This is a genomic window from Actinomadura sp. NBRC 104425, from assembly GCF_030269545.1.
Taxonomy (GTDB): Bacteria; Actinomycetota; Actinomycetes; order Streptosporangiales; family Streptosporangiaceae; genus Spirillospora; species Spirillospora keratinilytica.
On sequence record NZ_BSTN01000008.1, the window covers coordinates 1 to 23,854 of the forward strand.

A 23,854-nucleotide genomic window follows, 5' to 3' on the forward strand; every position below is an offset into this window, starting at 1 on the left:
TTAATCTACCAGATCCGATCGGGCTGTCAATTTCCCGGTCTTTTCCGGTATCCGCCCTTCCGACGCTGCTTTCGCGGCGCCTTCCGGACGGCCGTGCTATTTCATCAGATCCGGCCCGATTGTCAAATTCGGGCCGCTCCCGGCGGTCCGCCCGCAGGCGTGCACGACGCCCGTAGAAGGATGTTGCCAGGGAGAGATTGATGATGGTCCCCTTGGGACAGCCGCCGCACCTGGGCGTCTCGCTTCCCCTAGGGCCGAACGAACAAGTTACGTCCTCTGCGCCGTGACGTCAAATCGGCGCCCGCACCGTCCGTGGCATGTCCACACCGCCCCTTCTGGGACAGCCCGCCCTGGCACCGCGGGCATCCGCCCGTCTCACCGACTGCCACCTGCGGCAACACGCTTCCTTAGGCCGTGTTCGGTGGATCATGGTGGGTCCGGGGCAGTGCGGTGACCAGGGCACCGGACCGGTAGTGACAGAAGAGCTCGGCGCAGCGGGTGGCCGGCATCGCGCCGTCATCTGAGTCGGCCGACACGAGTTCGGCCACGTTGCGGCGTCGGCAGGGCGGCCGCATCGAGACGGGCGGGCGCCCCGCTGACCGGCGCGTCGGCAGACGGCGGCGGCGATGCCCCAGGCCCGCGACAGACGGCGGACACCCCGGCTGCCGCCCACCTCGGACTCAAGACCGACCGCAACGAAAGCTTAAGATCCACCGGACACAACCTGGCGGTGTCGTCGAAGTGGCTGTGGGCTGGTCGGTTGATGTGGATCATGTAGGGCGTGGTTCGTCGCCATGAACTGACCGATGCCGAGTGTGCCATGCCGGAGCCGCTGCTCAAGCAGCGGCTGGGCCGACCGCGGGCTGACGACCGGCGGGTGCCGAACGGGATCGTGTTCAAGTTCCGTTCCGGGGCGGCCTGGCGGGACGTGCCCGAACGCTATGGCTCGTGGCGGTCGCTGCACACCCGCTTCCGCTGGTGGGCGGCCGACGGCACCTTCACCCGGATGCTGCAGGCCGCTCACGCACGGGCGGATGCGGCCGGGGACCTCGACTGGCTGGCGGCGGTGAGCTCCACCATCGTGCGCGCCACGCCGCCGGCACCCGAAAAAAGGGCGCCGGGCGCTCGACCGCTCGCGGGGCGGGCTGACGAGCAAGATCCATCTGGCCTGCGACGGCAGAGGACGCCCACCGGCATTGGTGGGTGACCGGCGGCAACGTCAATGACTGCACCCGCTTCACCGCGGTGATGGCGGCGATCCGGGTCCCGCGGCTCGGGATTGGGCCGCCCCCGCGTGCGCCCCGATCACCTGGTCGCGGACAAGCACCGCGACCTTGCCGCTGGGCAGGTGGTGCAGCTCGACGCGGCGGCCAGCGCGTACAGCGCCAGCGCCAGGGAGCCGCGCGCGTCGTCGGCGGTGAGGACGTGGCGGCCCGTCTTGTAGTCGACGACCACCAGCTCGCAGCCGCGGTCGTCCAGCCGGTCGATGCGGCCCGACACCGCGATGCGGTCGGTGCGGGTCGCCACGGTGCGCTCCACCCCCACCGGCTCGTCATCGGGGTCGAGCCGGGCGGTGTAGCGCTCCACCATCTCGCGGGCGCGCTCGCGGTAGCGGGCGGACTGCTCGGCGTCCCGGAACCCCTCGGTGAGGCTACAGCACCCGGGCCGTCCGCCTGGCTGCGCCGCCGCGGCATCGCCTGCACCATTCCCGAACGGGCAGACCAGATCCGCAACCGGCTGCGCAAAGGACGCCGCGGCGGCCGCCCACCCGCCTTCGACAAGCAGGTCTACCGGCGGCGCAACGTCATCGAACGTGTTTCATCCGGCTCAAGCAGTGGCGCGGCATCGCCACCCGCTACTGCAAGACCGCCTGCTCCTACCAGGCCGCCGTCACGTTGGACGCCCTGCTGATGTGGCTATGACACTTTGACGACACGGCCTAGTTGTGCTGTCCGGGGACGTTGGTGACAGGCGACACGCCCTGGGCGGTTCTTGAACGGCAAGAGGGCCTTGGTTCCGGTGTGGAATGCGACATTCACACCGAACTGCAGGAGGCCCTCGCGTCCCACCGCAACGCCCCGCTGACCCCGACCGGACGCCTGCGCCCGGCCCGCTGTGCCGTCGAGGAGAGCCGGCCGCTGCGCCGGGCCGCGGAACACTTCGGCGTCAGTCACACCACCGCCGCCCGCCGGGCGAACCGATACCGGCAACTCGGCGAGGCCGGCTCGCACGACCGCACCCGGCCGACCGCATCGCAGCCCCCACCGGACACCGCCGGATCTCAAGGCGCACGTGATCGCTCTGCGCCGGGCGCATCGCATCGGACCGGCCCGCCCGACCCGCCCGCACCGGCATCACGCCCTCGACCGCACACCGCATCCTGGTGCGACACGGCATGGCGCCGCCGGCGGCACGCGACCGAACCACCGGCGAACAAGTCCGCCGCTACGACGCTCCCGTCCCGGCGACTGGTCCACATCGACGTTGAGAGACTCGACCGCACCCCCGACGGCGCCGGGCACAAGGCCCCCCGGGGGCGCCGCGGGCCGCGCCAACCCGCACCGCGGCAGCGGCGGCCACCTCCCCCCGCACACCGCCCCGGACGGAGCACCCCGCCCGACCCTGCACCGAGATCCCGGCCGATGAGACCGCGGCCACCTGCGCCGCGTTCCTGGTCCGTGCCGCGGCCTGGTTCGCCGCCCGCGGCATCGCCATCCGGCGTGTGCTGACCGACAACGCCCGGGCCCTGTATTAAGACGACTTGGCGCGCCACCTACACGAAGTTGCGCATCAGCCCCCGCTGGACCCGCCCTGGCGTCCCCAGACCAACGGCAAGGTCGAACGATTCCACCGCACCCTGCTCGGAGAATGGGCCCACCACCAGCCCTACGCCTCAGAAACCCAACGACAAGCCGCATTCGGCGACTGGCTCGACTGGTACAACCACCACCGACCCCACACCGGCATCGCAGGCCGAACCCAGCCGACCGCGTGACCAACCTGTCCGAACAGCACACCTAGGCCACGTCCGGTGAGTCTTGGCTTTCAGTTCTTCAGCGCGGGCGGAGGGACAGCCGGGCCGTCCGCCGCGTGCTGCGGGCCCGTGGGATCGCCGCCGCCGTCCGCCGCGTGCTGCGGGCCCGTGGGATCGCCGCCGCCGTCCGCGAGCGGGCCGAGCGGCCCCGCCGCACACCGGGATGGCGGCCGCCCCGCCGACACCGCAACGCGGCCGAACGCTGTACCGACCGGCTCGAATGGCGGTGGTGGAGGCACCCACCAGCCGGTGACCGGCCGACCACGCCAAGGCGGGGGATCCATGGCTCATCTGGGCACTGTTCGCGCCGATCATGGTCTTCTGGCTGGTGCGCAACCTGCCGTTCGGAGATCCCCGCCGTCTGAGCCGGCGCCCACCGGTCTTCCGGCCGGTTCCCGTCCGCCCGCGCGGCGCCGCCGGGCCCCGGCGTTGACCCGCGCCTGTCCGAGGCGGGCATGCCCTGCATGCGGGGCCGCCGCGAGCTCCGCTTCCCATGGCAGGCATCGGCCTCACATGCAGCGCTGGACGGCCACAGCGTGCTCCCCGCCGGCGGCAGGCCGACCGGGCAACCCCCGTAAGCACACGCCGCTCGCGTCCCGCGCATGTGTCTCGCCAGCGGCCCGTCCCGCTGCCCTTTGCCCTCTTCGTGTCACCGGTTAGGCGAAATCTTGGGCGCCGGGCATGACCGATTGCCTCTGGCGTTGACGATCCGGGGTGCTGTCACCCGGTCTGGTGACGTCGACGGACCCCTTACAGGGACCCGGCCGCCCGTGACCAAGCGGACACGACATGAAACCGGCCCGGTGAGCAGCGGGTACGCAGTGTTCCCGGTGTTGGCTGTCGGCAAGGGCGCACACCACGTGTGCGCCCAGGCGGGCGGGCGACTGCACGGCAAGCCGCTGCCCAACGAGGAGATCCGGTGCTGGTGGTGGTCGTCCAGCCCGCCTCGATCGGCGCACTACCGGTCGCGGCCGCCCGTGCCGGCTGCTGCCCGGCCCACCATGCGAAGCCCCGGCCGCCGCCCTGTCGGCCTCGTCCTGGTCGACCTGTGCAGCGGCAGCGGGTCGCCGGGGGGCGCGCCGATGCCCCCTCGGCGCGGCTGCAATAGGTCAGCCGCCCGTGGTCGACCGGATCTGTGTCCTGGTGGCCTGTTAGGCACGCGCCCTTCCGGCGCCGGGCTGATCTCACAGGTGACGACCACATGCCGGATGGACCTGACGGGCAGCGATGCCGTCGCCTGCGACGAGCCCCCGAAAAGGCAGCGGGTCCTCACATCGGTCCGGGTGACGGGTGGGCGTCAGGGGTGGCGGCGGGCTGTGACTTCTATCTCGATGCGCATGCGGGGGTGCCTTCTCGCGGCCGAGCGGATGGCCGTCCGGCAGCGGGCGCCCCACCGGTACGAGGGCCGGTGAGGCGCCGGGCGGTCGTCAGGCGGCCGGGGCGGTCTCCGTGGTGCGGGCTTCGCCGGAATTCTGCGGGGACCTGCGGGTGAGCACGTTGAACACCAGGTTCAGGACGATGGCCGTCAGGCTGCCGAGGGTGATGCCGCTGTTGAGGATGGCGGCGACGTCCCGAGGCATGTTCTCGCCGAAGGCGGGGACGGTCGCGGGCAGCAGCGCGACGCCGACGCTGACGGCCACGACGAGGGCGTTGCGTTCGTCGCGCAGGTCGGCCTTGGCGAGGGTCTGGATGCCGACGACGGCGACCATGCCGAACATGGCGACGGCGGCGCCGCCGAGGACGTCGCTGGGGATGGACGCGACGTAGGCGGCGGCCTTGGGGAACAGGCCCAGCACCATCATGAGGATTCCGGCGGCGACCACGACGAAGCGGCTGCGGACGCCGGTGAGGCGGATGAGGCCGACGTTCTGGGCGAAGCAGGTGTAGGGGAAGGCGTTCAGCGCGCCGCCGAGGAAGGTGGACAGGCCGTCGGCGCGCAGGGCGCGGGTGATGTCGTCGTCGGTGACGCGGCGGCCGACGATCTCGCCGGTGGCCTTGGCGTCGCCCACGGTCTCCACCACCGTGACCAGCATGACCAGCATCATCGCCACGATGGCGCCGATGTGGAAGGTGGGGGCGCCGTAGTGGAAGGGGGTGGTGACGCCGAACCAGTCGGAGCGGCCGACCTGGTCGAAGCGGGTGTCGCCGAGCAGGTACGACACGAGGGTGCCGCCCACCAGGCCGAGCAGGACGGCGATGCTGCTGAGGAACGGGCGGCGCAGCCGGTGCAGGAGCAGGATGAACAGCAGCGTGCCGCCGGCGTAGAGCAGGTGCTTCCAGCTGCCGAAGTCCTTGGTGACGGTCTTGGCCTCGGCGCCGCCCGCCGCGTCGGTGAGGGCGTTGGGCAGCAGCACGACGCCCATGACGGTCAGGACGGTGCCGGTGACCACCGGCGGGAAGAAGCGGACCAGGCGGCCGAGGAGCGGTGCGGCCAGGAAGGTGGCGATTCCGGCGGTGATGGTGCCGCCGTAGATGGCCAGCAGCGCAGCGGTGCCGTTCTCGGCGCCCTGCCCGATGGCGATCATGGGGGCGACGGCGGTGAACGTCACGCCCTGCACGATGGGCAGCCGGATGCCGATCCGCCAGAACCCCCAGGACTGGATGATCGTGGCGATGCCGCAGGTGAACAGGTCGGCGTTGATCAGGTAGACGAGCTGTTCGTCGGACAGGCCGATCGCGCCCGCGACCAGGATGGGCACCACGACGGCGCCGGCGTAGAACGCCAGGAGGTGCTGGAAGCCGTAGACCGCCAGCCTGGTGACGGGCAGCACCTCGTCGACCGGGTGCTTGCGGGGTTCGTCTTGGGCCATGTCCGTTGTGCCTTCCCGAAGGTAGAGCGCCCGCCGCCCCGAGGCACGCCCCCAAGGCGCGTTCCCGGGCCCCGCTCGGAAGGGGCTTGGAACGATCCGGACCGTGGGCGGTGCCGTCCGCTGTCCGGTGACGTGGAGCCGGTCGGCTGGGGCTGTCCTGCCTGTACCGTCCGACATCGTAGAGAAAGCCGCCCATGTCCGACGGCGCGGCCCACCCCTGAGGCGTCAGGTGACGGGGATGATCCTGGCTTCGGCCAGGCGCCCGTCCCGGATGTCGAGTTCGCCGATGGTGCCGTGGGGCTGGCGGCGCCGGTCGGTGGGCGAGCCGGGGTTGAAGATGCGGACGCCGTCGCCGGTCTGGTCCATGGGGATGTGGGAGTGGCCGAAGACGACCAGGTCGGCGTCGGGGAACCAGCGGCGCATGCGGGCCGTGCGGCCCTTGGCCTGGCCGCTGTCGTGGACCATGGCGACGCGCAGCCCGCCCAGGTCGAGTTCCAGGCGTTCCGGGGCGCCCCAGGCGGCCACGTCGGGGCCGTCGTTGTTGCCCAGGACGGCGTGGACGGGCGCGTAGGCGGACAGTTCGTCGAGGACGTCGGCCGTGCAGACGTCGCCGCGTGCAGGATCACGTCGGCGCGGCGCAGGTGCTCGGCGACCCGGGGCGGGCAGGAGCGCCAGCGCCGCGGCGCGTGCGTGTCGGAGACGACCACGACCCTCACGGTGTCATTGTCGCAGCGGGTGGACGCGCACCGGCAGGGACTCCCAGGCGCGCAGGGTGTTGTTGAGGTGCCGCCGGGGCGCCCCCAGGGGTTCGATGCGTTCGACGCGACGGGCCAGGGCGGTGAGCAGGGCTTCGGCCTCCAGGCGCGCGACGTGCTGGCCGACGCACTGGTGGATGCCCATGCCGAAGCCCACATGGCCGGACGGGTCGCGGGACAGGTCGAAAACGTCGGGATCGCGCCAGCGGCGGGGGTCGCGGTTGGCGGCGCCCAGGAACATGAGCACCTTGCTGCCGTCCGGTATGCGGTGGCCGGCGATGGCGAGGTCGCGTGCGGCGGTCCGGAAGAACGTCTGCACGGGCGACTGCCAGCGCACCGCCTCGTCGAAGGCGACGCGTGCGAGCGCGGGGTCGTCGCGGAGGCGCCGCCACTGGTCGGGGTGGGCGGCGAACGCGTGCAGCACCGCGGCGAGGCCGTGCACGGTGGTGTCCACCCCGGCGGTCAGCAGGGAGCGGACGACGAGCGGGGCCTGGTCGTGGGTGATGTCTCCGCGGTCGGCCGCCGCCCAGATCTGCGCGCCGAATCCCCCTGCGGCAAGCCGTTCGCGGCGGCACTGCTCCCCCACCCAGCGGGCGAGTTCCGGCACGCGCGGCTCGCCCTTCTTCACCAGGGCGTTGGGCGGGCCGAAGGCGTTGAAGGCGTGGTCGCCGTACGGGAGGAGGTTGTCGCGGCCTTCCTTGGGCAGGCCCACGGCGTCGGGGAACACGCGCAGGGGGAACGCCTGGGCGAGGCGGGTGGCGGCGTCGAACTCGTCGCCGTCCGCGAGCACCTCGTCCACGAGTTTCTCGGCGTCGGCGAACCAGGCCTCCCGCAGGCGCCGCAGTGCGCGCGGGCCGAGGATCTTCGCCAGTACGGCGCGGGGGGCGTCGTGGCGGGGCGGGTCGGCCTCCAGGAGGAGGCTCGGGGGGCGCCAGGGCTTCTCGTAGCGGAAGTTGCTCAGGCCCACCCCGGCCCCCGATTGCAGGGACTGCCAGTCGGTCAGGGCGGCGTGCACGTGTTCGTAGCGCGCCAGGGCGTAGACGTCGTAACGGGTCAGGTGCACGACGGGCCCGGCGTTCCGTAGGGCGGCGTGCAGGGGGAAGGGGTCGTCCAGGACGTCGGGGGCGAACGGGTCGGCGTCGCTGGAGGGCAGGGCGGCGGTGGTCATGGGGGGTTCCTCCGGGGTCACAGGTCGAGGACGAGGCGTTCGGAGCGGGCGCGGGACACGCAGATGAACATGCAGTCGCCCGCGGCGCGCTCGTCGTCGTCGAGGATCGAGTCGCGGTGGTCGGGGACGCCGTCGAGCACGCCGGTCTCGCACGTGCCGCACAGCCCCTGCCGGCATGACGACAGGACGTTGACACCCGCGGCGCTGACGGCTTGCAGCACCGACTGTCCGGGGGCGACCGGCAGCGACACGCCCGAGCGGCGCAGCTCCACCTGGAAGGGCTCGTCGCGGGCGGCTCCGGTGTCGCGGGGGACGAACCGCTCGGTGCGCAGCAGGCCGGGCGGCCAGGCGGCGCAGCGGCGTTCGACGGCGTCGAGCAGCGGGGCGGGGCCGCAGCAGTAGACCTTGGTGTCGGCCCTGGCCTCGGCGGGCAGCCAGGCGGGCAGGTCGAGCAGGCCGTGCTCGTCCTGCGGTACGACGGCGACCCGGTCGCCGTAGGGCGCGAGCTCCTCGAGGAAGGCCATGGTGGCGCGGGACCGGCCGCCGTACAGCAGCCGCCAGTCGGCGCCGAGCATGTCGGCCTGGCGGATCATCGGCAGCAGGGGGGTGATGCCGATCCCGCCGGCGATGAACAGGTAGCGGTCGGAGGGCACGAGCCGGAAGTTGTTGCGCGGGCCGCCGATGGCGACGGTGCCGCCCACCTCCAGCACGTCGTGGATGTAGGCCGAGCCGCCGCGCCCGGCGGGTTCGCGCAGCACGCCGATGCGGTAGGCGTGGGCGTCCCAGCGGTCGCCGCACAGGGAGTACTGGCGGGTCAGGCCGCCGGGCAGCACCAGGTCGATATGGGAGCCGGGCGTCCAGTCGGGCAGGCGGCGCCCGTCGGGCGCGGTCAGCGTCAACGCGACGACGCCGTCGGCCACGGGGGTCTTGGCGGCCACGCGCAACCGCATCGCGGCGGGGCCGGGCGGGACGGGCTCGGTTCCGGGGGCGGGCAGGTCTGTCGCCATGGGTCCTCCTCGTCGACCAGGGGCAGGGGCACCAGGGGCAGACCGAGCATGATTCGGATGTGGTGCGCGTCACCAGAGCCTTCTCGCTGAATGAGAAAGGCGAGGGGCGGGCTCCGGTCAGGGGCGGGGCATGCCGGGGCTCATCGCGCGGGAGACGCCCCGCGCGGCGGCCTTGAGGGCGGGGATCTGCATGCGGGCGTTGTCGTCGTTGGGCACGACCACCGACAGCGCCGCCACCACCGCGCCGTCGGCGTCGCGCAGCGGGACGGCGATGCCGGCGGCGCGTTCGTCGACGTAGCCGCGGCAGAACGCCACGCCGCTGCGGCGGACGTCGGCGAGCACGGCGCGCAGCCGCCCGGGGTCGGTGACCGTGTGCGGGGTGTAGGCGGCCAGCGGCCCGGCCAGGACGCTCTCCTGCAGCTCGCGCGGGGCGTGGGCGAGCAGCACCAGCCCGCTGGACGACACGTGCGCGGGGAGCCGCCCGGCGATCCGGGTCAGGTTGACCACGGCCTCGGGGGACGACAGCCGTTCGATGAACAGGACCTCGCGGCCCTCCAGCACGCCGAGCTGGGTGTGGTGGCCGACGACGGCGTGCAAATCCTCCATGTACGGCATGGCGGCCTCGCGCAGGCTCAGCGCGGGGGACGCGCGGGACGCCAGCTCCCACATGCGCACGCCGATGCGGACGCGCCGGTCGGGGTCGCGGCGCAGCCAGCCGTGCCGCACCAGCTCGTCCACCAGCCGGGAGGCCGTGGCCACGTGCAGCCCGGCCCGCCGTGCGATCTGCGTCACGCCCAGGGCCCGGTCGTCGGGGCCGAACGCCTCGAAGATCCGCACCACACGGGACAGGACGGACTCGCCCGCCGCCGACGTCCTCATGGGCCATGGTGGACGCACCGGGGGCCGCCGCGTCCACAAGCGTTTCCGCTGGGCGGAAGCCGCGGTTGCTCACGCGGGTGAGCGACGGCCGCCCGATCTTTGTCACGGCGTGAATTACCGCGGCGGACACTCCTTGGCATCCTTGGACGGCGCCCCCGCGCGAAGGGCGCCCACCCCCGCTCGACCCCCGTTCGCGCACGGCACGTCCATCGTCACGGGAGGATCACAGGTGGCACGCACAGCGATCCGACGTCACGCGATGGCGTTTCTTGTCGTGCCCGCGCTGGCCCTGACGGCCTGCGGCGGGGGCGACGACGGCAGCGGCGCAGACGCGGCGCCGCCCACGGTGTCGGCCGCCCCTTCCGGGGCCACGTCCGCCCCCGCGCCGGGTTCGCCGTCCGCGTCGGCGGCGACGGCGACGCCGGGCAGCACGCCGCGGGCCGCGACGGGCGCCGAGGGCGCCCCGCGCCGCCGCGCCACGCCCACGGTCACGCCGAGCGCGTACAAGACCCTCGCGGCCTGCCTGGAGAAGCAGGGGGTGAAGCTGCCGGACCCCGGCCAGGCCACCGCCCCGCCGCCCGGATTCGACCCGGTCAAGGCGCAGGATGCCTTCAAGACCTGCATGGAGTCCCTGCAGACGCCCGGTGGCGGGTCGACGCCCCGCTGACCCCGGCGGGCCGGTCCCGGGCCTGTGGCAGGGAGCACACCCGATCGGCAATACGAGCGTATTGCACATTGAACGCTTGTATTGCACGATGGGGGTGTGGCAGTCAACGAGTCACGGGCGGACGAGGACCTGACGGCGCGCGCGCGGATCCGCGACGCGGCGCTGCGGGAGTTCGCCGAACACGGCGTCAGCGGCGCGACGATTCGCGGGATCGCCAGGGCCGCGGGGGTGTCCCCCGGGCTGGTGCAGCACCACTTCGGTTCGAAGGAGGCGCTGCGCCGGGCGTGCGACGAGTACGTCATGGCGGTCATCCGGGAGACCAAGCAGGAGGCCCTCAAGGGCGGCGTGGCCACCCCGGGGTTCCTGCCCGGCGCGCTCACCCTGGCGCTGTCGGTGCAGCGCTACGTGGCCCGGGCCCTGGTCGACGGGTCGGAGGCGGCGGCGCGGCTGTTCGACGACGCGGTCGCGTTCACCGAGGACATCATCGCCAACGGCGCGGAGGGCCTGGCCCCGGCCGAGACCGACGACCCGCACGCGTACGCGGCCGTCATGTGCGCGATGGCCTTCGGGTCGGTCGTGCTGCACGAGCACCTGACGCGCAACCTCGGCGCCGACCCGCTCACGCCCGCGGGCTACCCGCGCATGGCCCTCGCCATGCTCGACATCCTCACCGACGACCTGATGGACCCGGGCCTGATGGCGCAGGCCCGGGCCGCCCTGGCGGAGCTGCGGGCCTCCGCGCCGGGGGAAGCCGAGTCCGATCCGGACCAGCGCATCCCGACCTCGGACGCCGCCGCGCGCGAGGCCGACTCCGACCCGCCCGCCCGATAACCGGCGGCCCCGCGCCGGTCCCCGCCGCGGCAGGTCGCCGGGGCGTGCCGCGGGCAGGCGGCGAGACCGGCAGCGGCGACACCGCCCGCCGTGTCACGGACACCGTCCGTTCCCTCCCTTCACGCCGGTCCCCCGCTTCACACCGGAGAGCCGCGGCGACCGCTTCCACCCGCACCGCATCCACCTGTCATCCACCCTGTCATCCAGCTGCACACACCTGCACGAGGTGTTTCCATGACACAACACAGCACGCTCCCCATCGAGGTGTCCGGTCTGGTCAAGACGTTCGGCCGGACACGGGCGCTGGACGGGCTCGACCTGACCGTCCGCGCCGGCGAGGTGCACGGCTTCCTCGGTCCCAACGGAGCGGGCAAGTCCACCGCCATCAGGATCCTGCTCGGCCTGCTGCGTGCCGACGGCGGCACCGCCCGGCTGCTGGGCGGCGACCCCTGGAAGGACGCCACCCGCCTGCACCGGCGCCTGGCCTACGTCCCCGGCGACGTGACGCTGTGGCCGAACCTGTCCGGCGGCGAGGTGATCGACCTGCTCGGCCGCATGCGCGGCGGCCTGGACCGGCGGCGCCGCGACGAGCTGCTGGAGCGGTTCGAGCTGGACCCGAGGAAGAAGGGCCGCGCCTACTCCAAGGGCAACCGGCAGAAGGTCGGTCTGGTGGCCGCGCTGGCCTCGGACGCGGACCTGCTCGTCCTGGACGAGCCGACCTCCGGCCTGGACCCCCTCATGGAGGAGGTCTTCCAGGAGTGCGTCCGCGAGGAGCGCGACCGGGGCCGCACCGTGCTGCTGTCCAGCCACATCCTGTCCGAGGTCGAGGCGCTGTGCGACCGGGTGACGATCATCCGCAAGGGCCGCGCCGTCGAGACCGGCACCCTGGCCGAGCTGCGGCACCTGACCCGCACGTCCATCGACGCCGAGCTGGCGGCGCCGCCCGACGGGCTGCGCGACCTGCCCGGCGCGCACGGCCTGCGCGTCGACGGCCGCCGGGTGCGCTGCGAGGTGGACACCGCCGCCTTGGACGAGGTGCTGCGGCGGCTGACGTCCGTCGGGGTTCGCAGCCTGACCAGTCGGCCGCCCACCCTGGAGGAGCTGTTCCTGCGCCACTACCAGGACGAGCGGCCGCGGGAGGCCGTGCGATGAGCGGCGCGGAGAACCGGGGCGCGGGGCATGCGCTGGTGGGCACCGGCGCGATGGTCCGGCTGATTTTGCGCCGCGACCGGGCGGTCCTGCCGATCTGGGTGCTGCTGATCGCCGTCATGCCGGCCGCTTTCGTCGCGAGCTTCGAGGGGCTGTTCCCGACCGAGGCGGACCGCCTGCGGTACGCCCGCACGTCCGGGACCAGCCCCACGTTCCTGGCCCTGTACGGGCCGCTGCACGGCACCGACCCGGGTGCGCTGGCCGCGCAGCGGGCCGGGTTCATCCCGGTGATCGTCGCTTTGGTCTGCGCGCTGACGGTGATCCGGCACACCCGGGTGGAGGAGGAGACCGGGCGCCGCGAGCTGCTCGGCGCCACCGTGCTGGGCCGCGGCGCCGGGCTCGCCGCGGCGCTGCTGGTCGCCATGGGGGCGAGCGCGGTGCTGGGCGCGCTGACCGCGGCCGCGATGGCGGCCGGGGGCGTGTCCGCGGCCGGGGCGGTGGCGCTCGGCCTGCAGTTCACCATGGCCGGATGGGTGTTCGCCGCGGCCGCCGCGGTCGCCGCGCAGGTCACCGAGGGCGCGGGGGCGGCGCGCGGGCTCTCGGTCGCCGCGCTCGGCGCCGCGTTCGCGGTCCGGATGGCGGCCGACGCCGGCGGGCGGGGCAACGGCCTGCAGTGGCTGTCGTGGCTTTCGCCGCTCGGCTGGGGCACCCGGCTGGCGCCCTTCGGGGACGAGCGGTGGTGGGTCCTGCTGCTCGGCGCCGCACTGGTCGCCGTGCTGGTCGCGGCCGCGGGCATGCTGTCGGGGCGGCGGGACGTGGGCGCGGGCATCCTGCCGCCGTCCCTCGGTCCCGCCGAGGCGCCTGTGTCCCTGTCCGGCCCGTTCGGGCTGGCGTGGCGGCTGCACAGCCGTCCGCTGTACGGCTGGCTGGCCGGGTTCGCCGCCCTGGGGGTGGTGTTCGGCGGGGTGGCCGACGGGGTCGGCGACCTGGTGAAGGACAACCCCGGCCTGGAGGAGATCGTGACGCGGCTGGGCGGGCGGACCGCGATCACCGACGCCTACTTCGCCTCGGCGACGGGCCTGCTGGGCGTGTTCGCGGCGGGGTACGCGGTGTCGGCGGTGCTGCGGATGCGGGCCGAGGAGGCGTCCCTGCGCGCCGAACCGGTGCTGGCCGCGGCCGTGGGGCGGCTCCGCTGGCAGGCCGCACACCTGGTGTTCCCCCTGCTGGGGCCCGCGGCGGCGCTGGCCGTCGCGGGCACCGCCGCCGGCCTGGTCCACGGGCTGGACTCCGGGGACGCGGGCGGCTGGGTGCCGCGCGTGGCCGGCGCGGCGCTGGCGCAGCTGCCCGCGGTATGGACGGTCGCGGCCGCGGCGGTCGCGCTGGTCGGGCTGGCGCCGCGGGCGGCGGCGGCGAGCTGGGGCGGGTACGCCGCCGTCGTCGTGATCTCGCTGTTCGGGCCGACGCTGCGGATGGACCAGTGGGTGCGGGACGTCTCCCCGTTCGACCACGTCCCCGAGCTGCCGGGCGGCGAGTTCACCGCTGCGCCGCTGGTGTGGCTGGCGGCGGCCGCCGCCGTGCTGACGGCCGCCGGCATGGGCGGCTTCCGCCGAAGGGACCTGTCCCCGGGCTGAGGTCCCCGCTCGAGCGCGCCCCTCCCCCGCTACCGGCCGCCCGCGGGAGGAGGGGTGTCCCCCCTTTCGGCGCGGCCCGGCGGGGCCTGGCGCCGGATGATCTCACCCGGTGCGGAAGAGTAGAGTGTCCCGCGGCGCGGAGCGGGTTCTGCACTCTCGCGGCGTGCCGCCCGCTCCGCCCCTGCGGTCTTCACGCGGAAGCGCCTGGTAGCACGGGCACCGAAATGGCGTTAAGGTCGTGCCCGGTGTGCCGGGAAGTCTGGTCGGCGTCCGTTTCCAGCTGTCGTTGAGAGCCGACCGCCCATGACCTCGCCGCCCCGCCGGGCCCTCCGCCCCCTCGCACGGCCTCGGCGCCCTCCCGACAGCGCGTCCGACGGCGTATCCGACGACGTAGCCGACGACGTAGCCGACGACGTAGCCGACGACGTAGCCGACGACGTAGCCGACGACGTAGCCGATGGCGCTCCGCCGCGCCGTCCGCGCCGCAGTCCACACCGACGCATCCGCCGAGCAGGAGGGGTTCCGTGACCGCCGCCATCGCCATCGTGATCTTCGTCGGGGCGTACGTCCTGATCGCGACGGAGAAGATCCACCGCACCGCGGTGGCCCTCGGCGGCGCCGGGCTGATGCTGCTGCTGCACGTCACCGACGCCCGCGCGGCGTTCTTCGCCGAGGACACCGGCATCGACTGGAACGTGGTGTTCCTGCTGCTGGGGATGATGGTCATCGTCTCGGTGCTGCGGCAGACCGGCGTGTTCGAGTACCTGGCGATCTGGGCCGCCAAACGCGCCCGGGGGCGCCCCTACCGGCTGCTGGTCATGCTGGTGCTGCTCACCGCGGGGGCCTCGGCGCTGCTGGACAACGTCACCACCGTGCTGCTCATCGCCCCCGTCACCTTCCTGGTGTGCGACCGGCTCGAACTGCGCCCCGAGCCGTACCTGATCGCCGAGGTCATGGCCTCCAACATCGGCGGCACCGCCACGCTGGTCGGCGACCCGCCCAACATCATCATCGCCAGCCGCGGCGGCCTGACCTTCAACGACTTCCTGGTCCACCTGGCGCCGTTCATCGTGCTGCTGACGGCGGCGTTCTGCCTGCTGTGCCGGTGGCTGTTCCGCTCGGCGTTCCGCTACGACCCCGAGCGGGCCTCGGCGGTCATGGCCCTGGAGGAGAAGGAGGCCATCACCGACCGGCGGCTGCTGGCCCAGAGCCTGGCGGTGCTGGGCGTCGTCATCGCCGCGTTCGTGCTGCATCCGGTGCTGCACTACGAGCCGTCGGTGGTGGCGCTGCTGGGCGCGGGGCTGCTGGTGGCCGCCACCCGCGTCACCACCGAGGACGCGCTGGCCGAGGTGGAGTGGCCGACGCTGGTGTTCTTCGCCGGGCTGTTCGTCATGGTCGGCGGGCTGGTGAAGGCGGGCGTCATCGCCGACATCTCCGAGGCCGCGGCGGACGCGACCGAGGGGCGCCTGGCCGTCGCCGCGATGATGCTGCTGTGGGCCTCGGCGGCGCTGTCGGCGATCGTCGACAACATCCCCTACGTCGCCACGATGAGCCCGATCGTCGCCGACCTGGCCCAGCAGCACGGCGGCGCCGGACAGGTGCTGTGGTGGGCCCTGGCGCTCGGCGCGGACCTGGGCGGCAACGCCACCGCCGTCGGCGCCTCCGCCAACGTCGTCGTCCTCGGCCTCGCCGCCCGCAACGGCACGCCCATCAGCTTCTGGCGGTTCACCCGGTACGGGCTGGTCGTCACCCTGCTGTCGGTGGCGCTGGCGACGCCGTACCTGTGGCTGCGCTACCTGTGACGGGCCCGCCCGGCGCCGCGCCGCCGGGGCGCGGTCACAGCCGTTCGGCGAACCGCTCGGCCTTGCCGGCGGGCCCGGCGACCAGGACGACGTCGCCGTACTGCAGCACCGTGTCCGCGGTGGCGTAGGTGAACGACTCGCCCTTGGGCTTGACGGCCACCACGGTCACGCCGTGCTTGCTGCGCAGCTTGGTCTCGCCGAGCGGCACCCCGACGAACTCCCTGGGCGGGTGCGTCTTGACCAGCGCGTAGCCGTCGTCCAGCTCGATGTAGTCGAGCATGCGGCCGCTGACCAGGTGGGCGACGCGCTCGCCCATGTCGTGCTCGGGCAGCACGATGTGGTGGGCGCCGATCCGCTCCAGGATGCGCTTGTGCTGGTGGGTGACGGCCTTGGCCCAGATGTCGTCGACGCCCAGCTCCACCAGCAGGGAGGTGACCAGGATGCTGGACTCAAGGTCGCCGCCGATGGCCACGACCGCGCGGTAGAACTCGGCCACGCCCAGCTCGCGCAGCGCCTCCAGGTCGGTGGCGTCGGCGGCGGCGATCTGGGTGATCCGCCCGGCCAGTCCCTGCACGATCTTGGGCCGGCGGTCGATGGCCAGCACCTCGGTGCCGCGCGCGGCCAGTTCCAGGGCCAGCGCCGTACCGAACCGGCCCAGCCCGATCACCACCACCGGGTCGTGTCGTGTGTCAGCCAACGATGGGTCGCTCCTCGGGTAGTTCGTAGCGCCGGACGCGTTCGCGCAGCGCCAGCGCGCTCGCCAACGTCAGCGGACCGGTGCGGCCCACGAACATCAGCACGATGAGCAGGATGTGCCCGGAGGACGGCAGGTCGGCGGTGATGCCGGTGCTCAGGCCCACGATGCCGAACGCTGAGACGACCTCGAACAGCACCCGGTCCAGGTTGTGCGCGGTGAGCGCCATGAGCGTGAACGTGGCGGCCACCACCAGCCCCACGCCGAGCAGGGCGATCGCCACGGCCTGCCGCTGGGTGCCCTCGGGCAGCCGGCGGCGGCCCACGTGGACCCGGGTGTCGCCGCGCATCTCCGCCCACACCACGAACGCCAGCAGCCCGAACGTGGTGACCTTGATGCCGCCCGCGGTGCCCGCGCTGCCGCCGCCGATGAACATCAGCACGTCGGTGGCCAGCCAGCTCTCGGCGCGCATGTGCGCCACGTCGATGCTGTTGAAGCCGCCCGAGCGGGGCATGACGGCGGCGGTGAACCCGGCCAGCCAGCGGCCGGGCTCGCTGAGCCCGCCGAGGGTGGCGGGGTTGTTCCACTCGGCGGCGGTCAGCACCAGGGTGCCGCCGGCCAGCAGCGCCGCGGTGACGGCGACGGTGACGCGGGTCTGCACCGACCAGCCGCGCGGGCGCCGCCAGGACCGGGCCAGCTCGAACACCACGGGGAAGCCGAGCCCGCCGACGATGACCGCGGCGCAGATCGGCAGGATGATCCACGGGTCGGCGGCGAACCGGACCAGGCTGTCGGGCCACAGCGCGAACCCGGCGTTGTTGAACGCCGAGACGGCGTGGAAGACGCCGTGGTAGGCGGCCCGGGCGACAGAGTCGTCGTAGGCGACCGCGAACCGCGCCGTCAGCGCCGCGGCCACCAGGGTCTCGGAGGCCAGGCTGAACAGCACCACGTTGCGCAGCACCCGCCGCACGTCGGTGCTGCGCAGCGTCTTGGTCTCGGCCTGCGCCACTAGCCGGGCGCGCAGCCCCAGCCGCCGCGACATCACCAGTGCGAACACCGTGGCCAGGGTCATGATGCCCAGGCCGCCCGCCTGGATCAGCCCCAGGATGACCAGCTCGCCGAACAGCGACCAGTGCGCGGCGGTGTCGACGGTCACCAGGCCGGTGACGCAGACCGCCGAGGTGGCGGTGAACAGCGCGTCCAGGAACCGGGCCGACGTGTCCCCCTCGGTCGCCGCGGGCATCGACAGCAGGAGGGTGCCGGCGGCCACGGCGAGACCGAACCCGGTGACGACCGCCTGCGCCGGGTGCCGGAACCGGCCCAGCGGCGCGGCCGCCGGGCGCGCAGCCGCCCGCCGGATCGCCCGGCCGCGAACGGGGATGATGGAGCACCTCCGGAGAGACGCAGGTCAGCCGATGTTCCGAGACAACGCTAGCCATTCCACCACGACCCGCGACCGCGAAACGCTGGATGCCGCCCGTGGCCCAGGTCACGCAGGGCGGTGACGGAGGGTCAGCCGCGCGGCGCGTACATGATGACCGCCACTCCGGCGAGGCAGACGACGGCGCCCGCGACGTCCCACCGGTCGGGGCGGAATCCGTCCATGACGACGCCCCACACCAGCGACCCGGCCACGAACACGCCCCCGTAGGCGGCCAGGATCCGCCCGAAGTGCGCCTCCGGCTGGAACGTTGCGACGAACCCGTACGCGCCGAGCGCCGCCACCCCGGCGACCGTCCACAGCCAGCCGCGGTGCTCGCGCAGGCCCTGCCACACCAGCCACGCGCCGCCGATCTCCGCAACGGCGGCCAGCCCGAACAGCACCAGGGAACGCAGCACCGTCATGCCCCGCGAGGTTACCGGCCCCGCCGTCCGCCGGCGTGTGCCGGGCGGCGTCCCGCTCCCCCGCCGCCGGGCCGGGCGAGGCTAGGGTTGGGCGCGACCGGAGAGGGGCCATGACCGCAGAACGGAAGATCGGCAATCCGCTGGCGCTGGCCGTGCTGGTCCTGCTGCAGGAGCGGCCGATGCACGCCTACGAGATGGTCACCACGCTGCGCGAACGCGAGAAGCAGGACAGCATCAACATCAAGTACGGCTCGCTGTACACGGTGGTGCGCGCGCTGCACCGCGAGGGCCTGATCGAGGAGGCCGGGACGACGCGGTCGGGGCGGCGGCCCGAGCGCACCGTGTACGCGCTGACCGACCGCGGGCGCCGCGAGATCCGCGACTGGCTCCGGGAGCTCATCGGCGAGCCCCACCACGAGTTCCCGCGCTTCGTGGCCGGGCTGTCGCTGCTGCCCGCCCTGCCGCCCGAGGAGGCCGTGGAGCTGCTGGAGCGGCGCGCGGAGCGGGTCGCCGAACGCCTCGACGCCTACCGCGCCCGCATGGCCGAGACCAGGGCCCTGGGCGTGGCGGACCTGCACCTGATCGAGGACGACTACCGGATCGCGGTCGGGCAGGCCGAAGTGGAGTGGATCCGCCGGCTGGTCGCCGCGCTGCGCTCGGGCGCGTTCGCGGGCATGGACGAGTGGCGGGCGCACCACCGGCGCCCCGCCGGGCGAGCCGCGGGCAGGCCGGGCGAAGCCGGCTGAGGCCGGGCGTGAGGCCGAGGGAGAGGCCGAGGGAGAAGCCGAGGGGAAAGGCGCGGCCCGCACCCCTCCAAGTTTGCTTTGTTCGCTTTTGATGTGATTTCTCCGGGGTAGGGGCGACCGCCGTACCGACCAGCATCACCTGAGGAGGAGTGCCATGTCGGACTCGGGCCGCCCCATCGAGGGAGAGCACCGGTACCAGCAGCACGTGACCTCGCCGGAGGAGCACGAGGACCGTCCCGGCCGCAGCCTGGTGACCACCGACCACGACTCGATCCGGCAGTGGGCCGAGGAGCGCGGCGCCAAGCCCGCCACGGTGCCGGGCAGCGAGTACGGGGGCCGGCCGGGCAGGCTCCTGCTCGACTTCCCCGGCGGCTCCCGCAGCGAGAACCTGCGGGAGATCTCCTGGGACGACTGGTTCGCCACCTTCGACGAGCGCAACCTCAACTTCATCTACCAGGAGCACAAGGCGGACGGGTCGCAGAGCACCTTCTTCCGCCTGGAGAACCCCGGCCGCTCCGACGGCTCCTGAGCCCGGCGGCCCCCTCCCGGCCGCGCACGGCCGGCACGGACGGGCCGCAAACGGCCGAGCGCCGCGACGGCCGCGTGGCGCGCCCCCGCCCTATGCGGCCACGGGGGCCTGCGGCGCGGTGCTCTTGCCGGAGCCGGGGGCGGCGGCGTCCGGATGCTCCTGACGGTCGCGGGCCCGTTTCCGGCGCGGCCGCTCGGGCGGGCGCAGCACGAGCATGACGACGGCGAGGATCACCAGCGCGACGGCCCCGTCCAGCCAGTAGTGGTTGGCGGTGCCGATGACAACGCCGAGCGTCGCGACCGGGTGCGCCAGCCACAGCCACCGCCACCTGGTGCGGCACGACAGGATGAGGCTGACGGCGACGAACACGGCCCACCCCACGTGCAGGGAAGGCATGGCGGCGAACTGGTTGGCCATGCCGGCGTCGTGCGCGGGGCCGTACACGCCCGGCCCGTACACCGCGCCGGTGTCGACGAACCCCAGGCCGCTCAGCATGCGCGGCGGGGCGAGCGGCACGGCGATGTGGACCGCCAGCGCCACGCCCGTCATCACCGCCAGCACCGTCCGCGCCCACCGGTAGTGCCAGGGGCGCCGCACGTACGTCCACACCAAGAACAGCGCGGTGGCCGGGAAGTGCACGTACTTGTAGTAGGCGTTGGCCGCGACGACCGCCGGGGACGGCAGCTCCAGCAACAGGTCCTGCAGGGTCTCCTCGCTGGGGAGCCGCAGGGCGCGTTCGAGGTCCCACAGCCGTCCGGCGTTGGCGAACGCCTCTTGGATGTGGTGGGCGCCGAGCAGACGGCCCAGCTTGTAGGCGGCGAACAGCAGCGCGACCAGCGCCAGCTCCCGCAGCGGGCGGCGCCATCGGCCCGGCGGCGGGAGGACGGCCTTCCACCTGCTCCTCCCACGGGGGGTGCGGTCGGCATCGGGCCGGCCGCCGTGCGGCAAGGGGGTGGGGACGCGCACAGGCAGCACCGAGAACTCCACTTCATCGTGAAGGCCGCCCGAATCAAGGGTGTCGTGACAGGGAAATAAAAGGAAGCGTCGTTTTATATGAGAATTGTCACAAGCCGACATCGGCAGGCCGGTCGTCCGCGGCTCCCCTGACGGCCGGACCGGGGGCGCGTCTACCGCGGTACCGGCGGGTCGAGCAGCCAGCGGCGCAGCGCCGGCAGGTCCGGCAGCACGCGGTCGGCGTCGGCCAGGTGCGGGCGGCCGGGCGCGGTGATGCCGGTGACCGGGCAGCCCGCCGCGCGCGCGGCGGCCACGCCGGTCGGCGAGTCCTCCACGGCGAGCATCCGCGCGGGCGAAAGGCCGAGGCGGCGCGCCGCCTCCAGGTAGGGGTGGGGGGCGGGTTTGGGTTCGGCGACCTCGTCGGCGGCGACCGTGGTGCGCACCAGGTCCAGGACGCCGATGGCCGCCAGCAGCGGGCGCAGCACCTGGGCGGGCGAGTTGGACACGACCGCGACCGGCCAGTGCCGCGCCAGTTCCGCGACGGTCTCGACGGCGCCGGGAAGGGCGGCGGGCGCGCGGGCGACGCGGGCCGCCGCCTCGCGCAGCAGTTCCTCGCGCAGGGCCGCATGGTCGACGGGCCCGGGGATGGCGGTGGCCAGCAGTTCCACGGTGGCGGCGAGGCCGAGGCCGTGGGTGGCGTCGCGCAGCGCGTCGGTCATGCGCCCGCCGCGGCGTTCGACGACGGCGCGTTCGGCGTCGGCCCACGGCTCGTCGGTGTCGGCGAGCACGCCGTCGCAGTCGAAGGCGATCCCGGCGAACGCGTGCCCGTCCGGACCGGTCACGGCGTCCAGTCCAGGAGCCGGGCCGGGTTGTCCACCAGGACGCGCCGGACGAGGCCGGGGCCCGCGGCGCGCTCCAGCCGCGGCACGAAGCGGGCGGGCAGGTACTCCAGGCCGGGCATGCCGCCGTAGGCGAGGTAGCGGGTGCGGCGGGCGACGTCGCCGCCGAGCAGCAGCCGGTCGGCGCCGCCGAGCTCGGCGGTGCGCAGCAGGCAGTCCAGGATGACCGAGTCGGGCCAGGACTTGTGCCGCGCCATGCCGTCGTAGCCCAGGTAGGCGCCCGCGGCGGCGAGTTCGGCGTGCAGGCCGGGGTCGGGGTTGCGGTCGACGTGGGCGAGGACGACGCGGTGCGCGGGCACCCCGCCGTCGCCGAGGACGCCGAGCACCTCGAACGCCGCGCTGCCGTGCTCCAGGTGCACCATCACCGGGGCGCCGGTGGCGCGGTGCGCCTGCGCCACCCCGTCCAGCACCCGCCGTTCGAAGTCCCCGATCGACCAGTAGCCGATGCCGGCCTTGAGCAGCCCGGCCCGGGGCGCGTGCGGACGCGGCGCCGCCAATGCGGCGTCGTCGCGGACGCCCTCGGTCAGTTCGGCGGTGAACAGCCGGCCGAGCGCCGCGGCGTCCATGCCCAGCAGCGGGTGCCCGTCGCGGTAGTGCGCGCGGCGGTGCGCGCCGGTGGTGAGCACGACGCGCAGCCCGGTCGAGCGGGAGATCCGCGCGACCGCCTCGGCGTCGCGGCCGAGGCCGGCCGGCGTCGCGTCGACCATCGCGTCGATCCCGGCGGCGCGCAGCCGGGCCGCCTCCCGGCCGCTGCGCTGCTCGTCGTCCAGTTCGTCGCCCGGCAGCAGCGGGCTGACCTGGAACAGGTGCTCGTGGTAGTCGGTGCGGCCGAGGTCGGCGGCGGCGATGTCGCCCAGCGCGGTCCTGATCACCGCGCCTCCGCGGCGACGCGGGACAGCTCGTCCACCAGCTGCGGGGTCAGCGTCACGTCGAACACCTCGGCGACGACCTGCGACCAGCCGTGCACGAAGTACCGCCAGCCGTCCTCGACCCGCAGCCCGGCGCGTCCGCTCTGCTCGCGCGCGGCCCGCAGGAAGTCCAGCTCGCCGCGGTAGTTCAGCTCCCACACCACGGCCCGGCGGGGGAAGGCGGCGCCGCGGCCGAGCGGCGAGCCGGGCCGGTCCTTGCCCAGGCCGGTGGCGTTGACGACCAGGCTGCCCGGCGGCATGGCGGCCAGCAGGTCGTCGGCGGGGCCCTCGGCGCGGCGGGTGACCAGGCGGGAGCCGCCGGCGGCGGCCACGACGCCGCGCAGCGCGTCGAGCCGCCCGGCGTCCACGTCGGTGCAGACGATCTCGGCGGGGGCGTCCGCGCGGTTCGCCAGGTACCAGGCGATGGCGGTGCCCGCCCCGCCCGCGCCCAGCAGCAGCGCATGCCCGCCCGTCTTCGCGAAGTGGTCCGGCGCCAGGAACTCCTCCAGGGCGAGCCCGGCGGTGATCGGGTCCTTGGCGTGCCCGATCAGCCGTCCGTCGCGCTTGGAGATCGAGGAGATCTCGCCGCACAGCGCGGCGAACTCGTCGACCTCGTCGAACAGGTCGGCGGCGGCCCGGTACACGGCGATCTTGTGGGTGGTGACCAGGGCGCCGCGGCGGCGCGGGTCGTCGCGGATGGCGGCGACCGCCTGCCGGTAGCGGGCGGGGTCGCCGTCCAGCGGGATGTCCCGGCCGACCAGGCGGGCGCCGTCCAGGCCGAGGACCCGCGCCCACGCCGGGAACACCCGCATGATCGACGACTGGCCGGTGCTGACGCCGATGAACTCCATGACGGGCCCGTCTCCGTTCGGCGCGGTCATGACCGGGCCTCCCGGAGGGCCGCGGCGAACGCGCGGGCCCGCGCAGTGATCTCGGCCAGGTCGCCGGAGGCGATCGCGGACGAGGGGGCCAGTTCTCCCCCGGCGCCGACGGCCGACGCGCCGGCGGCGAGCCAGTCGGCCACGTTGCCGGCGGCGACGCCGCCGGTCGGCACGAGCGGCACGTCCGGAAACGGTCCGCGCAGCGCCCGCAGGTAGCCGGGGCCGCCCAGCGAGGCCGGGAAGATCTTCACCGCGTGGGCGCCGAGCGCGGCGGCGTGCATCAGCTCGCTGGGCGTGAGGGCGCCGAGCAGGGTGGTCAGGCCGGTGTCGAGCATGGCGCGGGCGAGGCCGTCGTCCGTGCCGGGGCTGACCAGGAACCGGGCGCCGGCGTCGGCGGCCGCGCGGGCCTGCTCGGCGGTGCGGACCGTTCCGGCGCCGACGAGCGCCTCGGGGTGTGCGCGCCGCGCCTTGTCGATCACCGCGGCCGCGTCCGGCGTGCTGAAGGTGATCTCGATGCCGGTGATGCCGCCCTCCACCAGAGCCGACACGCATTGCAGCGCCGAGTCGGGGGTGGGCGCGCGCAGCACGGCGATCACACCGGTCGCGCGGAGATCGTCGAGGGACATGCTTTCCTTTCCGGGGGATGGCGGGGGTCGGGTGCCAAT

At 74.0% G+C, this 23,854-nt stretch carries 21 protein-coding genes and 2 pseudogenes; 9 read left to right on the forward strand and 14 right to left on the reverse strand.

Translation table 11 applies throughout. From position 1 onward, the window contains the following. Positions 1-781: 781 nt before the first annotated feature. Positions 782-1,324, forward strand: a pseudogene (locus QSK22_RS14415) (IS5 family transposase); the annotation flags it as partial. On the opposite strand, the gene QSK22_RS14420 reads toward QSK22_RS14415, so the two are convergent. After that, positions 1,306-1,590 (reverse strand): PD-(D/E)XK nuclease family protein, encoded by a 285-nt coding sequence (locus tag QSK22_RS14420; RefSeq protein ID WP_285494651.1) that lies wholly within the window; start codon positions 1,588-1,590, stop codon positions 1,306-1,308. The pseudogene QSK22_RS14415 and the gene QSK22_RS14420 sit on opposite strands and share 19 nt — an antisense overlap. 455 nt (positions 1,591-2,045) lie before the next feature. Between QSK22_RS14420 and QSK22_RS14430 the strand changes: the two are divergent. After that, positions 2,046-3,021 (forward strand): annotated as a pseudogene (locus QSK22_RS14430) (IS481 family transposase). Between the two features lie 1,440 nt (positions 3,022-4,461). Here the strand turns inward: QSK22_RS14430 and QSK22_RS14435 are convergent. The 5 genes from QSK22_RS14435 to QSK22_RS14455 form a co-directional block, all read right to left on the reverse strand. Next, complete coding sequence (locus tag QSK22_RS14435) at positions 4,462-5,844, reverse strand: nucleobase:cation symporter-2 family protein (protein ID WP_285494652.1); 1,383 nt, start codon at positions 5,842-5,844, stop codon at positions 4,462-4,464. 225 nt (positions 5,845-6,069) lie between these two features. Continuing rightward, on the reverse strand, positions 6,070-6,519 hold the full coding sequence (locus QSK22_RS14440) for a metallophosphoesterase family protein (protein WP_352231451.1): 450 nt from the start codon (positions 6,517-6,519) through the stop codon (positions 6,070-6,072). Positions 6,520-6,564: 45 nt separating this feature from the next. Then, entirely contained in the window at positions 6,565-7,767 is a 1,203-nt protein-coding gene (locus QSK22_RS14445; protein WP_285494653.1) for a cytochrome P450, read from the reverse strand. A gap of 17 nt (positions 7,768-7,784) precedes the next feature. Beyond that, positions 7,785-8,774 carry a PDR/VanB family oxidoreductase gene (locus tag QSK22_RS14450; protein WP_285494654.1) on the reverse strand — a complete coding sequence of 330 codons (990 nt, stop codon included), beginning with the start codon at positions 8,772-8,774 and terminating at the stop codon, positions 7,785-7,787. Between the two features lie 117 nt (positions 8,775-8,891). After that, entirely contained in the window at positions 8,892-9,653 is a 762-nt protein-coding gene (locus QSK22_RS14455) for an IclR family transcriptional regulator (protein ID WP_285494655.1), read from the reverse strand. Positions 9,654-9,882: 229 nt separating this feature from the next. Between QSK22_RS14455 and QSK22_RS14460 the strand changes: the two genes are divergently transcribed. The 5 genes from QSK22_RS14460 (at position 9,883) to QSK22_RS14480 (ending at position 15,733) form a co-directional block, all read left to right on the forward strand. Beyond that, positions 9,883-10,320 (forward strand): hypothetical protein, encoded by a 438-nt coding sequence (locus QSK22_RS14460; RefSeq protein ID WP_285494656.1) that lies wholly within the window; start codon positions 9,883-9,885, stop codon positions 10,318-10,320. Between the two features lie 96 nt (positions 10,321-10,416). Continuing rightward, entirely contained in the window at positions 10,417-11,151 is a 735-nt protein-coding gene (locus QSK22_RS14465; protein WP_285494657.1) for a TetR/AcrR family transcriptional regulator, read from the forward strand. A gap of 234 nt (positions 11,152-11,385) precedes the next feature. After that, positions 11,386-12,303 carry an ABC transporter ATP-binding protein gene (locus QSK22_RS14470; protein WP_285494658.1) on the forward strand — a complete coding sequence of 306 codons (918 nt, stop codon included), beginning with the start codon at positions 11,386-11,388 and terminating at the stop codon, positions 12,301-12,303. Beyond that, positions 12,300-13,931 carry an ABC transporter permease gene (locus QSK22_RS14475; protein WP_285494659.1) on the forward strand — a complete coding sequence of 544 codons (1,632 nt, stop codon included), beginning with the start codon at positions 12,300-12,302 and terminating at the stop codon, positions 13,929-13,931. The genes QSK22_RS14470 and QSK22_RS14475 overlap by 4 nt, the downstream gene beginning before the upstream one ends. 524 nt (positions 13,932-14,455) lie before the next feature. Next, on the forward strand, positions 14,456-15,733 hold the full coding sequence (locus QSK22_RS14480) for an ArsB/NhaD family transporter (RefSeq protein ID WP_285494660.1): 1,278 nt from the start codon (positions 14,456-14,458) through the stop codon (positions 15,731-15,733). Between the two features lie 34 nt (positions 15,734-15,767). Here the strand turns inward: QSK22_RS14480 and QSK22_RS14485 are convergent, their stop codons facing one another. The 3 genes from QSK22_RS14485 to QSK22_RS14495 form a co-directional block, all read right to left on the reverse strand. Then, on the reverse strand, positions 15,768-16,430 hold the full coding sequence (locus QSK22_RS14485; RefSeq protein WP_285494661.1) for a potassium channel family protein: 663 nt from the start codon (positions 16,428-16,430) through the stop codon (positions 15,768-15,770). Continuing rightward, positions 16,423-17,697, reverse strand: a complete 1,275-nt coding sequence (locus QSK22_RS14490; protein ID WP_285494662.1) for a TrkH family potassium uptake protein — start codon at positions 17,695-17,697, stop codon at positions 16,423-16,425. The genes QSK22_RS14485 and QSK22_RS14490 overlap by 8 nt, the downstream gene beginning before the upstream one ends. A gap of 242 nt (positions 17,698-17,939) precedes the next feature. Next, complete coding sequence (locus QSK22_RS14495; protein ID WP_285494663.1) at positions 17,940-18,272, reverse strand: YnfA family protein; 333 nt, start codon at positions 18,270-18,272, stop codon at positions 17,940-17,942. A gap of 110 nt (positions 18,273-18,382) precedes the next feature. Between QSK22_RS14495 and QSK22_RS14500 the strand changes: the two genes are divergently transcribed. After that, on the forward strand, positions 18,383-19,018 hold the full coding sequence (locus tag QSK22_RS14500; RefSeq protein WP_285494664.1) for a PadR family transcriptional regulator: 636 nt from the start codon (positions 18,383-18,385) through the stop codon (positions 19,016-19,018). A gap of 154 nt (positions 19,019-19,172) precedes the next feature. Then, positions 19,173-19,547: a hypothetical protein gene (locus QSK22_RS14505; protein ID WP_285494665.1), complete on the forward strand. Its 375-nt coding sequence runs from the start codon at positions 19,173-19,175 to the stop codon at positions 19,545-19,547. Positions 19,548-19,637: 90 nt separating this feature from the next. Here the strand turns inward: QSK22_RS14505 and QSK22_RS14510 are convergent, their stop codons facing one another. The 5 genes from QSK22_RS14510 to QSK22_RS14530 all read right to left on the reverse strand — a co-directional run bounded on the left by QSK22_RS14510 (position 19,638) and on the right by QSK22_RS14530 (position 23,815). Then, a complete protein-coding gene (locus QSK22_RS14510) occupies positions 19,638-20,522 on the reverse strand; it encodes a phosphatase PAP2 family protein (RefSeq protein ID WP_285494666.1) in 885 nt (294 codons plus the stop codon). A 152-nt stretch (positions 20,523-20,674) separates the two neighbouring features. Then, complete coding sequence (locus QSK22_RS14515) at positions 20,675-21,343, reverse strand: HAD family hydrolase (RefSeq protein WP_285494667.1); 669 nt, start codon at positions 21,341-21,343, stop codon at positions 20,675-20,677. Then, positions 21,340-22,272 (reverse strand): phosphotriesterase family protein, encoded by a 933-nt coding sequence (locus QSK22_RS14520; protein ID WP_285494668.1) that lies wholly within the window; start codon positions 22,270-22,272, stop codon positions 21,340-21,342. Before QSK22_RS14520 ends, QSK22_RS14515 begins: the two co-directional genes overlap by 4 nt. Next, positions 22,269-23,189, reverse strand: coding sequence for a shikimate dehydrogenase family protein (locus QSK22_RS14525; protein WP_285494669.1), 921 nt, complete (start codon positions 23,187-23,189; stop codon positions 22,269-22,271). The genes QSK22_RS14520 and QSK22_RS14525 overlap by 4 nt, the downstream gene beginning before the upstream one ends. Next, complete coding sequence (locus tag QSK22_RS14530) at positions 23,186-23,815, reverse strand: bifunctional 4-hydroxy-2-oxoglutarate aldolase/2-dehydro-3-deoxy-phosphogluconate aldolase (RefSeq protein WP_285494670.1); 630 nt, start codon at positions 23,813-23,815, stop codon at positions 23,186-23,188. The genes QSK22_RS14525 and QSK22_RS14530 overlap by 4 nt, the downstream gene beginning before the upstream one ends. Positions 23,816-23,854 lie beyond the last annotated feature (39 nt).

Excerpts from the sequence above, each read along its gene's own strand:
- QSK22_RS14420 (WP_285494651.1), bottom strand. The coding sequence starts at position 1,590 with ATGGTGGAGCGCTACACCGCCCGGCTCGACCCCGATGACGAGCCGGTG.
- QSK22_RS14435 (WP_285494652.1), bottom strand. The coding sequence starts at position 5,844 with ATGGCCCAAGACGAACCCCGCAAGCACCCGGTCGACGAGGTGCTGCCC.
- QSK22_RS14445 (WP_285494653.1), bottom strand. The coding sequence starts at position 7,767 with ATGACCACCGCCGCCCTGCCCTCCAGCGACGCCGACCCGTTCGCCCCC.
- QSK22_RS14450 (WP_285494654.1), bottom strand. The coding sequence starts at position 8,774 with ATGGCGACAGACCTGCCCGCCCCCGGAACCGAGCCCGTCCCGCCCGGC.
- QSK22_RS14455 (WP_285494655.1), bottom strand. The coding sequence starts at position 9,653 with ATGAGGACGTCGGCGGCGGGCGAGTCCGTCCTGTCCCGTGTGGTGCGG.
- QSK22_RS14470 (WP_285494658.1), top strand. The coding sequence starts at position 11,386 with ATGACACAACACAGCACGCTCCCCATCGAGGTGTCCGGTCTGGTCAAG.
- QSK22_RS14475 (WP_285494659.1), top strand. The coding sequence starts at position 12,300 with ATGAGCGGCGCGGAGAACCGGGGCGCGGGGCATGCGCTGGTGGGCACC.
- QSK22_RS14495 (WP_285494663.1), bottom strand. The coding sequence starts at position 18,272 with ATGACGGTGCTGCGTTCCCTGGTGCTGTTCGGGCTGGCCGCCGTTGCG.
- QSK22_RS14500 (WP_285494664.1), top strand. The coding sequence starts at position 18,383 with ATGACCGCAGAACGGAAGATCGGCAATCCGCTGGCGCTGGCCGTGCTG.
- QSK22_RS14505 (WP_285494665.1), top strand. The coding sequence starts at position 19,173 with ATGTCGGACTCGGGCCGCCCCATCGAGGGAGAGCACCGGTACCAGCAG.
- QSK22_RS14525 (WP_285494669.1), bottom strand. The coding sequence starts at position 23,189 with ATGACCGCGCCGAACGGAGACGGGCCCGTCATGGAGTTCATCGGCGTC.
- QSK22_RS14530 (WP_285494670.1), bottom strand. The coding sequence starts at position 23,815 with ATGTCCCTCGACGATCTCCGCGCGACCGGTGTGATCGCCGTGCTGCGC.